This is a genomic window from Mesorhizobium sp. B2-4-12 (assembly GCF_006441575.1).
Taxonomy (GTDB): domain Bacteria; phylum Pseudomonadota; class Alphaproteobacteria; order Rhizobiales; family Rhizobiaceae; genus Mesorhizobium.
In genome coordinates, this window is sequence record NZ_VFVC01000022.1 from 76,140 (window position 1) to 89,665 (window position 13,526).

A 13,526-nucleotide genomic window follows, 5' to 3' on the forward strand; every position below is an offset into this window, starting at 1 on the left:
CTCTTCACGATGCACCCATGGGCGGCAAGGCTTGGTGAGTGACTTCAAGATCATCAAAAAACCCAACCATCATCGAGGTCGCTCGCCGGGCCGGGGTGAGTTCCGCCACGGCAGGGCGCGTACTTGGTGATTACGGCTACAGCAGCCCCGAAGTTCAGGAGAAAGTGCGCGCCGCCGCCGCCGCGCTGGGCTATCGCCCCAACCGCCTGGCCAAAGGTTTAATCACCGGCAAGACGCAGACCATCGGGGTTGTGGTCGGCGACATCGAAAGCCCATTCTATGCCAGCGTGCTGCGCGGAATAGGGGATGTCGCGCGTAGCGGCGGCTTCGGTGTCATCGTTACGAACAGTGACGAAAATCCCGAACTCGAACGAGAGGCGGTTCAGCTCCTGTTGGAAAAGCAGGTCGACGGACTAATCGTCTCATCGACCTTTGTGGACGAGCCGGATCATCTGCGGGAGGCCGTCGCGGCCCGCTGTCCCGTCGTGCAGTTCGATCGCATCGCGGCGGGTCTGGAAACCGATTCAGTCGTGGTCGACAACGTTTCTGCAACGCGCAGCGGCATCGCGACGATGCTCGCGGCCGGCCACGGCCGCATCGCCATACTGGCGGAACTCGGGCCCGGCCAGCGCGATGATGTCGGCTCCTTTGTGGCAAACACCGATCTCTCCAGCTCTGATGTTCGCTATCATCATCCAAGCTGGCAAAGGCTATTGGGTTATTTGGAAGCCCATCGTGCCGCAGGCATCAAGCCGGATCTGCGATTGATCCGCCGCGTGGCGGTTTATTCGAGCGAGGCAGCCCGCAAGGAGGCGCTCGACCTATTGACGATGCGCAATGCCCCGTCTGCCCTGTTTACCGCCGATGGTGTCATGTCGACTGGGGTTTTGGAGGCGACTTCCGCACTGAAACTTGCGATTCCGGGAGACGTATCGTTGCTTTGCTTCGACGATCTCGACTGGATGCAGTTCGTGGCCCAAGGCATCACCGCCATAGCGCAGCCGGCGCATCTGATTGGAGCGGCAGCCGCGGAACTCCTCTTGAAGAGGCTGACCGAGACCATGATACCTTTCGAGCACCGTATCTTGACGGCCCGTCTGGTGGAGCGCAGTTCGATCGCCGTCTATACCGCATAATCCGCCCTCGCGTCCGACGAGCATGGTGAATTCGTGCGCCGCGCCCTCGACCGGAATCCAGGAAAAGCACCGGGCCATCCCCGGCGCACTGGCGCTGCTCGGGCTCGAGCCGAAGGACATCGACGTCGTCGTCAACTCGCATTTCCATTTCGACCATTGCGGCGGCCACAAGTATTTTCCGCATGCCAAGAAGATCTGCCATCGCACGGAGGTGCCGGAGGCCTGCAATCCGCAGCCTTTCGAGCATCTCGGCTATTCCGACCTGAGCTTCTCGGCGGAGCTGCGGAGGCGCGTGGCGCGACCGCGCAACTGCTGGAGGGCACACGCGCGCCACCTTCGAGGGGATCGAAGGCGACGTCGAACTCGCTAAGGGCGTCAAGCTGATCTCGACGCCCGGCCATTCGATCGGCCATTACAGCCTGCTGGTCGAGTTTCCCAGCGCAAGCCGATCATGTTCACCATCGACGCCGCCTATACCCAGAAATGCCTCGAGACGCTGTGCCAGGCGGCTTTCCACATCGACCGGTCGCCGGCGTCAATTCGATGCGCAAGGTCAAGAAGCCGGCCGAGGATCACGGCGCCGAGCTGATGTATTCGCACGACATGGACAACTTCAAGATCTACAAAACCGGCACGCAGTTCTACGGCTGACCGCCGTCAATCGGAGACAAGACCATGCGCTATCTCGAACACGCCGATCCGGTCATCACCCTGACCACGGGGCCGGTGAACGCCTACGCGGAAGTGCTGCGCGGCCTCAGCCGCACGGTGCTCTACGATTACGACCCGGCATTCCAGCTCTTCTACGAGAAGGTGGTCGACAAGGCGCAAGAGGCGATGCGGCTGTCGAACAAGCCCGTCATCCTGCATGGCGAGCCGGTGCTGGGCCTGGAAGCGGCGGCAGCGTCGCTGATCACGCCCGACGACGTCGTGCTCAACCTTGCCTCGGGTGTCTACGGCAAGGGGTTCGGCTATTGGGCAAAACGCTACTCGCCGCATCTGCTTGAGATCGAGGTGCCCTACAACGAGGCGATCGACCCGCAGGCGGTCGCCGACATGCTGAAGGCGCATCCGGAAATCACGATCGTTGCCGTCTGCCATCACGACACGCCATCGGGCACCATCAATTCGATCGACGCCATCGGCGCGCTGGTTTCGGCGCATGGTGGTTATCTCATCGTCGACGCCGTCTCGTCCTTCGGTGGCATGAAGACGCATCCGGAGGACTGCAAGGCCGACATCTATGTCACCGGCCCGAACAAATGCCTGGGAGCACCTCCCGGCCTGACGATGATGGGCATCAGCGAGCGCGCCTGGGTCAAGATGAAGGCCAATCCCCTGGCACCACGCGCGTCGATGTTGAGCATCGTCGACTGGGAGAATGCCTGGTCGCGCGAGAAGCCGTTCCCGTTCACGCCATCGGTCTCCCAAATCAACGGGCTCGATGTGGCGCTCGACCTCTATCTCAACGAGGGGCCGGAGGCCGTGTGGGCGCGCCACACGCTGACGGCAAGGGCCATGCGCGCGGGCGTCGCCGCCATGGGCCTGTCGATCTGGGCGATCAACGACAAGATTGCGTCGCCGACCACGACCGCTGTCCGGATACCGGATGGCGTCGACGAGAAGGCGCTTCGCCAGGCCGCGCGCGCTCGCTACGGCGTGGTGTTTTCGTCAGGTCGCGGCGAAACGCTGAGGAAGCTGACGCGCATCGGCCATATGGGCCCGACCGCGCAGCCGATCTATGCAATCGCGGCGTTGACGGCGCTGGGCGGCGCCATGAACGCGGCCGGCCAGAAGCTTGCGGTCGGCAAGGGCATCGACGCGGCGCTGGCCGTGATCGACGCCGACGCCTGAGCACAAATCAGATTGCACATTGAGGGAGACATTTCATGACTGAACGGCTTGCGGGAAAGACGGCCCTGGTGACGGGCGCCGCGCAAGGCATCGGCAAGGCGATCGCGGCGCGGCTGGCAGCCGACGGCGCGACCGTCATCATCAGCGACATCAACGCAGACGGCGCCAAGGCGGCGGCCGCCACGATCGGCGGCAAGACGAAGGCGATCGCCGCCGACATTTCCGATCCCGGATCGGTCAAGGCCCTGTTTGCCGAGATACAGGCGCTGACCGGCGGCATCGATATGGGCTAGGTCTTAGTTTGCCGGCCGAAATGGTTTCGCGAGCGAGGCTGGAAAATGCAGTGCAAGCATTTGACGATTTCGCGAAATAAGGACCAATACGACGATCGTCGCCAGATACGGCAGGGCCGACAACAGTTCGGACGGCACCTCCAGTCCCAGCGCCTGTCCCTGCAGCTGGAGGATGGTCATGCCGCCGAACAGCCATGCGCCAAGCAAGACGCGGACCGGCCGCCATGTGGCGAAGACCACCAGTGCCAGCGCGATCCAGCCTTTGCCGGCGGTCATGTTCTCGACCCATAGGGGCGTGTACGCGACCGAAAGATAAGCACCGGCCAGGCCGGCCATCGCGCCACCGAACAGCACCGCCATATAGCGTATCCTGATCACGGGATAGCCGATCGCATGGGACGTCTGTGGCGACTCGCCGATCGTGCGCAGAACGAGGCCGGCTTTTGTGCGGTAGAGAAACCAGCTTATGGCGACGAACATCAGCAGGGCCAGGTAGACCATCGGGTCGAAGCGGAAAAGCAGCGGCCCGACCAGCGGCAGGTCGGACAGAACCGGGATGCTGACGCCGTGCAGCGCTTCGATCGGTTCGCTGCCGAAGCCGCGCCCGAGGAAGGCGGACACGCCGGAGCCGAAAATCGCCAGCGCCAGACCGGCCGCATATTGGTTGGTCAGGAAAGTCAGCGCCAGCACGCCGAACAGCAGCGATGCGGCGGCGCCTGCCAACGCACCGGCAAGGATCGCGACCGGCATGGAATAGCCCGCGGTGACGGCCCAGAAGGCGAGGGCGGCGCCCATCAGCATCATGCCTTCTATGCCGAGATTGAGCACGCCGGACTTCTCGACCACGAGCTCGCCAAGCGCTGCGAATATCAGCGGCGTGGCGGCGATGATGGTGCCGGTGAAGATGGCGATGAAGAGATCCATCAGGCTGTCTCCTGCGCAAACCGAAATTCACTCATCGTGCCATCTCGAGTGCATGCGCATCTCGGGCCGGCCGTACCAGGCGAACGCGGTAAAAAATGAAGAAATCGGCGGCGAGCAGGAAGAACAGCAGGATGCCCTGAAAAATGCGCGTCAGCGCCGAGGGCAGGCCAAGCGTCATCTGCACGCCTTCGCCTCCCAGGAAAAGCAGCGACATCAGCAGCCCGCCCAACACAATGCCGAAGGCGTTCAACCGTCCGATGAAGGCGACGATGATGGCGGCAAATCCGTAGCCCGGCGAAATCTGCGGTGAGAGCTGACCGAGCGGTCCGGCGGCTTCCGCCATGCCGGCGACGCCGGCCGCGGCACCTCCCGCCAGAAGGCCGATCCACACCGCGGAGGACTCGCGAAAGCCTGCATAGCGCGCGGCAAGGGGGGCCGCGCCGCTGACCGACATCTTATAGCCGAGGAAACTGCGGTCCGTGAACAGCCACATCAGAAACACAGCCACGATGGTGACGAAGATCGAAGGATTGAGCCGATAGGCCGGATCGAAGGATCCGAACATCGCCGCCGCCGGCAGCAGCGCGGTTTGCGGATAGTTGAAGCCTGCCGGATCGCGCCACGGTCCATGCACGAGGTAGGACAGGAACAGCGTCGCGATATAGGTCATCATCAGCGTGACCAGGATCTCATTGGTGTTCATGCGCGCGCGCAGAAAGGCCGGGATCGCGGCCCATGCCATGCCGGCCCCCATGCCGGCCACGAACATCAGCGGCAACAGCAGCGCGCTCTCCGGGTTCGGCCAGAACAGTCCGACGCCGCTGGCGGCAACCGCGCCCATGGTGAACTGGCCTTCGGCGCCGATGTTCCAGACATTGGCACGGAAGCCGACCGCCAGCCCGCAAGCGATCAGGATCAGCGGCGAAGCCTTGAGCAGCCATTCGGACAAGCCGTTCATCGAGTTCAGCGGCTCGACGAAGAAGGCATAGAGCGTCAGCAGCGGATCGTGCCCGAGGGAGGCGAAAAAGATCGAGCCGACGGCCAGCGTCAAAACCGCCGCCACAAGCGGCGCGGCGATGCGCATCGGTGCGGAAGGCTCGGGTCTTTGTTCAATCCTGAAGCGCAACGTCGCTACTCCCACCTGCCATCGTATCCATGCTCATCGTTCTGCCAGTCATCAGCAGTCCGATCTCTTCACGATCGGTCGTCTTGCGCATCAGCGGTGGTGAAACCCGTCCTTGGCAGATGACCAGAAGCCGGTCGCAAATCTCGAACAGCTCATCAAGTTCCTCCGACACGACGAGCACCGCCGCGCCGGCGCGGCTGAGGTCGAGGATGGTCTGGCGGATGAAGGCGCTTGCACCGACGTCGACACCCCAGGTCGGTTGCGAAACAATAAGAAGTTTCGGCGCCAGCGCGATCTCGCGCCCGACAATGAATTTCTGCAGATTGCCGCCGGACAGGCTCTGCGCGGTCGCTCCCGGGCCGCTGGCCTTGACCTTGAACCTGTCGATGATGCCGGCGGCGAAACCACTGGCCTTGCGCCGGTTGACCAATCCGTTGCGGACGGTGCCGAAGCGATGAGCGGTCAGCACCGTGTTTTCCCATAATGTGTGCGATGGCACCGCACCCCGCCCAAGCCGCTCCTCCGGAACGAAGGCCAGGCCGAGCTTGCGGCGTTCGTCGGGACGCAGGCGGGCGGCAGCCGTCCCGCCAATCCTGATCGCATCGCGTTGCTCATGCGTGCGTTCGCCGCTGAGCAGGGCAATCAGCTCGGCCTGGCCATTCCCCGAGACCCCCGCCAGGCCGACGATCTCGCCGCCATGCACGGCGAAGGACACGTCCTCCAGGTCAACGCCGAAATGGTCCCCTGCTTTCGCCGACAGGTTCCTGACTTCCAGCACCGGCTTCTCGGTTGGGACAGAGGGGTTGACATGCATTTCCGGCAGCTTCGAGCCGACCATCATGCGGGCGAGCTCGAGCGATGTCGTTTCCTTTGGACGAGCGGTTCCGGTGACCTTGCCGTCCCGCAGCACCGTGGCGGTGTCGCAGAGCTCCTGCACCTCGTCGAGCTTGTGGCTGATATAGACGATGCTGCACCCCTCGGCCGCGAGCTGCCGGAGCGTCTCGAACAGCTTGACCACGGCCTGCGGCGTCAGCACGGATGTCGGCTCGTCGAGGATCAGAAGCTTCGGCGCCTGCAGCAGGCAACGCACGATTTCGACACGCTGGCGCTCGCCAACCGAGAGATCGTGCACCTGGCGGTGTGGGTCGATCGGCATGCCGTAACGCAGCGAAAGCTCGCGGATCTTGTCGGCAAGCGAGGGCAAGTTAAAGGCGCTGCTTGTCGAGAGCGCTATGTTCTCGACCACCGAGACGGATTCGAACAGCGCGAAGTGCTGGTAGACCATTTCGATGCCGAGCGCGCGCGACATCGCCGGATTGTGCGCGGTGATCGGATTGCCGTCGCAAAAAATCTCGCCGGAATCGGCTTGTGCCGCGCCATAGATGATTTTCATCAGCGTCGATTTGCCGGCGCCGTTTTCACCGAGCACGGCGTGGATCTCGCCGGGCTGGATCGACAGCGAGACGTCGTCGTTGGCGATGACGCCCGGATAGCGCTTGCAGACGTTGCGCAATTCTAGTCGCGGATGCATGGCGGGTCCTGCCGTGGCGTGAAGCGAGGTTGGACGGGAACCAGGCAAGGAGACGCCGAAGGTCAGGCTTCGGCGTCTCCCGGCTCTGCGATGGCGATCAGCTCAGCTTGCCGATCATCCCCTTGACGAACCAGTTCATGCCGCGAATGTCGTCGTCGGTCAAAACCGATCCCGCCGCAACCTTGACCTTGCCGTCCTGGTCCTTCAACTCGCCGGCATAAGGATGCACCTTGCCGCTGCCGATGTCGGCTTCGAGCTGCTTGAGCTTGGCCTTGGTGTCGGCTGGCATGCCGTCATTGTAGGGCGCCATCTTCACGACGCCGGCGGCCAGTCCGTCCCAACGCACTTCCGGCTTCCAGCTGCCGGCGGCGACAGCCTTGGCGGCACCAACATAGTCGCTGGTCCAGTCCAGCACGAAGGAGGTCAGCTGCTTGCCCGAGCCGAACTTGGCCATGTCGCTGGCATAGCCGATCGACCAGGCGCCGCCTTCGCCGGCAACCTGGACGCCTGTCGCGGTATCGGTCATCGAACAGATAACGTCGCAGCCTTGCGAAAGCAGCGTCTTGGCCGCCTCCTTCTCCTTGCCCGGATCGAACCAGGAATTGAGGAAAATGGCGTTGCAGGTGGCGTTCGGGTTGACGCTTTGCGCGCCGAGCAGGAGTGCATTGGCGGGGCCGACAATGTCGGGGATCGGAAAGCCGCCGATGAAGCCGATCTTGCCCGATTTCGACATATAGCCGCCCGCCGCTCCGGCGACGAAGGTGCCTTCGTAGTACTTGGCCTCGAAGGTTCCGAGATTGGCGAGATGGACGATGCCCGAGCAATGTTCGAAGGCGATCTTGGGGAAGCGCGGCGCCACCTTCTGCATCGGCGTGCCGTGCGAGAAGCTGGTGCCGAAGATCAGTTGGTTGCCGGCGCTGGCGAGCTCGCGGAAGATGCGCTCCGCGTCCTGTGGCATGAAGATGTTGTCTATGACGGTCAGGGCGACCTTGTCGCCGAATTGCGACTTGATCGCGTCGACGCCAAGACTGTGCTGCTTGGTCCAGCCGATCTCCGCAACCGGCGAGACATAGACGACGCCGATCTTGAGCACCTCCTGGGCCCGCGCGATGGTGCTCAGTCCTCCAGCGCCGATCGCGGCGCCGATCGCGCCGCTGTATTTGAGGAATCCGCGTCTTGTCAGGTCGTTCATGTTGGTAACCCTCTGTTGGTTTTTTTGGTTGATGCCCGGCTTGTCGATGCCCGGTCTGTTTTGGGGAGATGGACGTGCACGTGCCCCGCGCTGTCGCCATTTCCGGATGTCCTTGCTGGCTTCCTTGAGGGAACCAAGGTCGCCCCATCGGCCTTGCCGTCAAGGTAAGGCGCCAGCGCCTCGGCCGGCGTCATCTCCGCAAACACCTCACGGTCCATGATGTAGCCGCGCACCACGGTGCGGTGATGCGTGTCGATCAGGTCCATGGCCTGTTTCAGGCGGCCCTTTTCCAGGAGGTCGACGACCCGCGAATGGTCGTCGAGCAGATTGCAATAGTCGAAATCCGCGGTGATGAGCGAGCGCAGCAGCGTCGTGCGGCGCACGAGCTGTGCATGGATTTCCTGCATCACCTTGTTGCGGCTGAGACGTACGAAAACGATATGGAATTCCTGCCCGAGCACATCCGCCAACGCATCGTTGCCGGCGGCAACCGCCTGGCGCTGACGTTCGACATGCTGGCGCAATTCCGCCCATCCGGCCGGGCCAAGGCGGTCGCTGAGCTGGGCGGCCACGCCCTGCTCGACAAGCGTCAGGGCGTCGTAGATTTCCATCGCCTCCTGCATGCTCGGCTTGGCGACGAAGGCGCCGCGATTGCGCTCGATCTGGGCCAGTCCGTCGTCGGCAAGCCGTATCAAGGCCTGGCGTACCACGATGCGGCTGACGTCGAATATTTCCGCGAGCTCGCGCTCGCCGAGCTTGCATCCCGGAACCAGACGGTGATCGATGATGGCGCGTGTCAGTGTGTCCGCGATCGTCTGGGAACGGCTGGTCAAGGCGCGGCTCTCCGCCATTTCGAGGACATGATCAGCAGGCTTTCCGTGTGACGACGTGCCTCTTTGGGATACGTCATATCCCGGGTTCAGAATTTCATGTATCGGAAGTCAATCACAGAAATCTGTCAACACAAAAAACAAATTTGGCCGACAAAAAATTATTGATTGATATCCAATCTTGTGATTTCGTCATGTCGAAACGCCGGGCTAGGTTCATGGTGAAGGGCTAGCCGAGTTGGGAGGGAGGCCGATGGCAACCCGCTGCGTCGATCGAGAGCTTCTGAACGACTGGCATATCGTCGCCGACCAGGAATCGCTCAGCCAGGATACGCCATTTCGGACACGTCTGCTGGGGGTCGACCTCGTGGTGTGCAGGCATCGCGACAGGACTGATGTCGTGCGCACCGATACGGGCGCCGCGCTGAGGAGCGCTGAACGCTACGGCTTCATCTGGGCATGTCTGGACAAGCCCTGGCGCGACATCATCTACATTCCCGAGGCCGACGAGGCCGACCGCCATCTCGTCAGTGGCGGGTCGATCGCGGTCAAGGTGTCCGGCCTTCGGGCCGTCGAGAATTTTCTCGACATGGGCCATTTCCCCTTCATTCACACCGGCTGGCTTGGCGAAGAGCCGCATACGGAGGTGGCCCCCTACAAGGTGGAAATCACCGCCCAGGACGAGGTACTGGCGACCGAATGCAAATTCTATCAGCCAATCGCCTCGCCGACCGCCAAGGAAGGATTTGTCGTCGACTACATCTACAAGGTGATCCGGCCCTATACGGTGGCGCTTTACAAGAGCAATCCGATCCAGAAGGACCGGCTCGATGTGATCACTCTGTTCGTGCAGCCGGTCGACGAGGAGAACTGCATCGCCCATCCCTATCTTTGCTATCTCAAGGAAGGCATGGCGGCGGCAACGGTGCGCAGCTTCATGCAGCTCATCTTCGCCCAGGACAAGCCGATCCTGGAAAACCAGGTACCCAAGCGCCTGCCGCTTGATCCGCGCGCCGAAACGCCGATCCGAGCAGATGCCGTCTCGGTTTCATATCGGCGCTGGCTGCGCGATCGGGCCGTCACCTATGGCGCCATACCGGCACAAGCCTGATGACGTCCAACGCCATTCAAAGGTAACACGATGACAAAATGCTCCGATCCTGTGATTCTCAATCTCTGGCATCCTGTCGGTGCGGTCGCCGAGGCCGCTCCTGGAGTTATCCAAGAAACAGTTTTGCTTGAGGAACGCCTCAGTTTCGCAGTCGAGGCGAATGGAGAGCCCGTTGTCTGGCGCTCGCGGCCGGATCTGCGTTGGGCCGATCAGGTTCCGAGCGTCGACAGGCTTCCGGCAAGGAGCGCCTATGGCTACGTCTGGACCTCGCTTGGGTCGCCGCCAGCCGATCTGTTCCCGATCCCCGAATATGGCGAGCCGGATCGCCGCAAGCTCAACGCGGCAACCTTTGGCGTCAATGTCTCGGCGCCTCGCGCCATCGAAAATTTTCTCGACATGGGCCACTTTCCCTATGTGCACACCGACATTCTCGGCGTCGAACCGCATACCGAAGTGAAGGAATACGATGTCGAAATTTCGGTGGATCGTGACGAGATCCTGGCTACCCGTTGCCGCTTCTTCCAGCCGATGGCTTCGACTGCTTCCGATGGCGGCGCCGACGTGGATTACGTCTATCGCGTACCGCACCCCTATTGCTCGGTGCTCTACAAATCGAGTCCGGTCGACGAGGCCCGGCGCGACGTGATCGCCATCTTCCTGCAGCCGGTCGATCAGGAGCATGTACGTGCGCACATGCTGCTTTGCGTGCTCGACGAGGACAATGAAGACAAGGTGATCAAGCGCTTCCAGCAGACGATCTTCGGCCAGGACAAGCCGATCCTCGAGAACCAGGTGCCGAAACGCCTGCCGCTCGATCCGCGCGCCGAAACCCCGATCCGTGCCGACAAGTCCGCCATCGCATACCGACGCTGGCTGAGCCAGAAGGGCGTGACCTACGGGGTCATTCCGGCCGCGGCCTGACAAGACTTTTTTGGAGACGACGAATGCTGGAAGTAGCCAAGAGCCAGTGGCATCCGATCGCTGCCGCCCATGACCTGCCCTACCGCCATGTTTTCCACGGCCAATTGCTCGGCCGGGAATTCGCGGTCTGGCGTGCCGATGACGGCTACGTCAACATCTGGGAGAACCGCTGCCTGCATCGCGGCGTCAGGTTGTCGATCGGCATCAATGACGGCCGCGAGCTGAAATGCCAGTACCATGGCTGGCGTTATTCGAACCGCACAGCCGGCTGCACCTATATCCCCGCACATCCGGCCGACGCGCCGGCCCGCACCATCACCAACCACACCTTTCCGGCAGTCGAGCGCTATGGCCTGGTCTGGTCGTCCGAAGAGCCGCGCGGCGAAGTGCCTGCCATCGCCAGCCTCCCCGAGGGCAAGCTTCTTGCATTGCGTGGAATTCCGGTCAACGCGCCGGCCGACCGGGTCGTTGAACGGCTGAAGGCCTACCGCTTTCAGCCGAATGGGGCGATCGATGGCGATGGTGGCGAAACCCTGGTCGAGGCCGCTCAGGATTTTGCCGTGGCGCTGCATTCGCGCGATGGCAACGCGCAGACGCATGGTGTCTTCTTTGTTCAGCCGGTCGATTCCAACCGCTCGGTCATCCGCGGCGTGCTCGATCAGGATGCCGAGGGGGCTGCGCGCATCGCCATCCTGCGCTACCACAATGAACGGCTGTCGAAACTGCGCGACGAGGCGGAGCGCGAGGCGGCGAACGCGTTGCCGCCCGCGCCGCTCGAACCGGTCTATGAAAGGGTGTCGGCCGAGCTTGCCGAAATGCCGGAACTGACCACGCATGGCCGCAGGGCGGCGCTGCGCGTCACGGTGGCGAGGAAATGGCAGGCCGCTGATGGGATCGCGGGTTTCGAGCTTCGCCCGATCAAGGGCCTTCTGCCCACTTTCCAGCCCGGCGCGCATATCGACGTACACATGCCAAATGGCGAGGTCCGCCAATATTCGATTACCAACGGGCCGGGCGAGACCGACAGTTTCGTCATCGGCGTCAAGCTGGAGCGGGATTCGAAGGGCGGTTCGAAATGCATGCACGAGACTGTTCGCGAGGGCGATGTGCTGGCGATTTCGGAGCCGCGCAACAACTTCCCGCTGCGCCGCGACTCCATCAGGACGATTTTCGTCGCCGGCGGCATCGGCATCACGCCGCTGCTCGCCATGGCGCAGGCGCTGAAGAACCAGGACCTGACGCATGAGCTGCATTATTTTGTGCAAGGCGAAGAGCATCTCGCTTTTGCCGACCGGCTGAAGCAACTCGGCGATGCGCTCAAGCCGCATCTCGGGCTGTCACCGGATGCGACCGGCGCCGAACTTCGACAGATTCTCGGCGGTTACCGGAACGGCATGCATCTCTACATCTGCGGCCCCGGGCCGATGCTGGAAGCCGCGCGCAAGATCGCGGCCGAGCAAGGCTGGCCGGATACGGCAGTGCATTTCGAGTACTTCAAGAACACCAACAAGATCGACGACAGCTCGAGCTTCGAGATCGCTTTGGCGCGGTCCTGCGTCACGCTGCAAGTACCGGCCGGCAAGACGATCATGCAGGTCATGCGCGAAAACGGCATCGAGGTGCCGTCATCTTGCGAGCAGGGCGCCTGCGGCACCTGCGTGGCGACGGTGATCGAAGGTGAGCCCGACCATCAGGACGTCTATCTCAACGACGCCGAGAGGAAAGCAGGGACCAAGATCATGACCTGCGTGTCGCGAGCGAAGTCCGCGCGTCTCGTGCTGGACATCTAGGGGGTGCCGATGATCACGCTTTACGACTACGAACTTTCTGGCAATTGCTACAAATTGCGCTTGCTGATGAGTTTCCTCGGCATTGAGTACAGAACCGTGCCGGTGGACTTCTATCCGGGCCGCGAGCACAAGTCGGAATGGTTCCTGAAGCTCAATCCGCTCGGGCAACTGCCAGTCATCGAGGATGGTGGACTGATCCTGCGCGACGCCCAGGCAATCCTGGTCTATCTCGCATCGAAATACGATCGGTCCGGCACTTGGTACCCGCGAGACAATCCGGACTTGCTTGGCGAAGTCAGCCAGTGGCTGGCTTTTGCCGACGGTATCACCGCAACGGCGTCTGCCGCCCGCCTGCATGATGCGCTGTTCTACGTTTTCGACATCGATGCCGCGCGCGCCGGAGCGCATCGGCTATTCCGCATCCTCGACGAGCATCTATGGTTCAGCGAGCAGCAAGGCCGCAACTGGATCTGCCCGGCTGGTCATCCGACCATCGCCGATATTGCCTGCTTCCCCTACATCATCCTGTCGGAGGAGGGGGGCATCCCGCGCCAGGATTATCCGGCGATCCGCCGCTGGTGCGATCGCGTCAAGCGCATCAAAGGATTTACCGTTATGTCGGGCGTGTTCCCGGCAGGACCTGCCAGGGCCGCAGCATAATCATTTTCAGAAGAGTCCGGGCACGGCCTGGCAAATGAAGTTTGGGGAGATGGAAGAATGAAAACGCGCGCCGCTGTCGCCGTCGCCGCCGGAAAGCCGCTGGAGATCATGGAGGTCGACCTCGACGGTCCTCAGCCCGGCGAGGTGCTGGTCGAGAT

12 protein-coding genes and 1 pseudogene are annotated in these 13,526 nt (G+C 62.4%); 8 read left to right on the top strand and 5 right to left on the bottom strand.

What is annotated here, in order from left to right; translation table 11 throughout:
* Window positions 1–38 precede the first annotated feature (38 nt).
* The 4 genes and pseudogenes from FJ934_RS15200 to FJ934_RS15215 all read left to right on the top strand — a co-directional run bounded on the left by FJ934_RS15200 (window position 39) and on the right by FJ934_RS15215 (window position 3,283).
* Entirely contained in the window at window positions 39–1,136 is a 1,098-nt protein-coding gene (locus FJ934_RS15200; RefSeq protein ID WP_140610413.1) for a LacI family DNA-binding transcriptional regulator, read from the top strand.
* 55 nt (window positions 1,137–1,191) lie between these two features.
* Window positions 1,192–1,787 (top strand): annotated as a pseudogene (locus tag FJ934_RS15205) (N-acyl homoserine lactonase family protein); the annotation flags it as partial.
* 24 nt (window positions 1,788–1,811) lie between these two features.
* Entirely contained in the window at window positions 1,812–2,990 is a 1,179-nt protein-coding gene (locus FJ934_RS15210; RefSeq protein ID WP_140610414.1) for an alanine--glyoxylate aminotransferase family protein, read from the top strand.
* 35 nt (window positions 2,991–3,025) lie between these two features.
* The gene (locus FJ934_RS15215; RefSeq protein WP_246671521.1) at window positions 3,026–3,283 is read left to right on the top strand and encodes an SDR family NAD(P)-dependent oxidoreductase; all 258 of its coding nucleotides are present in this window, start codon (window positions 3,026–3,028) and stop codon (window positions 3,281–3,283) included.
* A gap of 3 nt (window positions 3,284–3,286) precedes the next feature.
* Here the strand turns inward: FJ934_RS15215 and FJ934_RS15220 are convergent, their stop codons facing one another.
* The 5 genes from FJ934_RS15220 to FJ934_RS15240 form a co-directional block, all read right to left on the bottom strand.
* Window positions 3,287–4,207 (bottom strand): ABC transporter permease, encoded by a 921-nt coding sequence (locus FJ934_RS15220; protein ID WP_140610415.1) that lies wholly within the window; start codon window positions 4,205–4,207, stop codon window positions 3,287–3,289.
* Between the two features lie 31 nt (window positions 4,208–4,238).
* Complete coding sequence (locus FJ934_RS15225) at window positions 4,239–5,333, bottom strand: ABC transporter permease (protein ID WP_140610416.1); 1,095 nt, start codon at window positions 5,331–5,333, stop codon at window positions 4,239–4,241.
* A complete protein-coding gene (locus tag FJ934_RS15230) occupies window positions 5,317–6,864 on the bottom strand; it encodes an ABC transporter ATP-binding protein (protein WP_140610417.1) in 1,548 nt (515 codons plus the stop codon). Before FJ934_RS15230 ends, FJ934_RS15225 begins: the two co-directional genes overlap by 17 nt.
* A gap of 97 nt (window positions 6,865–6,961) precedes the next feature.
* Window positions 6,962–8,056, bottom strand: coding sequence for a BMP family ABC transporter substrate-binding protein (locus tag FJ934_RS15235; protein ID WP_140610418.1), 1,095 nt, complete (start codon window positions 8,054–8,056; stop codon window positions 6,962–6,964).
* Complete coding sequence (locus FJ934_RS15240; protein WP_140610419.1) at window positions 8,053–8,889, bottom strand: GntR family transcriptional regulator; 837 nt, start codon at window positions 8,887–8,889, stop codon at window positions 8,053–8,055. Before FJ934_RS15240 ends, FJ934_RS15235 begins: the two co-directional genes overlap by 4 nt.
* 250 nt (window positions 8,890–9,139) lie before the next feature.
* On the opposite strand from FJ934_RS15240, the gene FJ934_RS15245 reads away from it, so the two are divergent.
* The 4 genes from FJ934_RS15245 to FJ934_RS15260 are packed head-to-tail and all read left to right on the top strand — an operon-like array spanning window position 9,140 to window position 13,368.
* Window positions 9,140–9,997, top strand: coding sequence for an aromatic ring-hydroxylating dioxygenase subunit alpha (locus FJ934_RS15245; RefSeq protein ID WP_140610420.1), 858 nt, complete (start codon window positions 9,140–9,142; stop codon window positions 9,995–9,997).
* 30 nt (window positions 9,998–10,027) lie between these two features.
* Window positions 10,028–10,918 carry an aromatic ring-hydroxylating dioxygenase subunit alpha gene (locus FJ934_RS15250; protein ID WP_140610421.1) on the top strand — a complete coding sequence of 297 codons (891 nt, stop codon included), beginning with the start codon at window positions 10,028–10,030 and terminating at the stop codon, window positions 10,916–10,918.
* A gap of 23 nt (window positions 10,919–10,941) precedes the next feature.
* Entirely contained in the window at window positions 10,942–12,708 is a 1,767-nt protein-coding gene (locus tag FJ934_RS15255) for a Rieske 2Fe-2S domain-containing protein (protein ID WP_140610422.1), read from the top strand.
* Between the two features lie 9 nt (window positions 12,709–12,717).
* Complete coding sequence (locus tag FJ934_RS15260; protein ID WP_140610423.1) at window positions 12,718–13,368, top strand: glutathione S-transferase; 651 nt, start codon at window positions 12,718–12,720, stop codon at window positions 13,366–13,368.
* Window positions 13,369–13,526 lie beyond the last annotated feature (158 nt).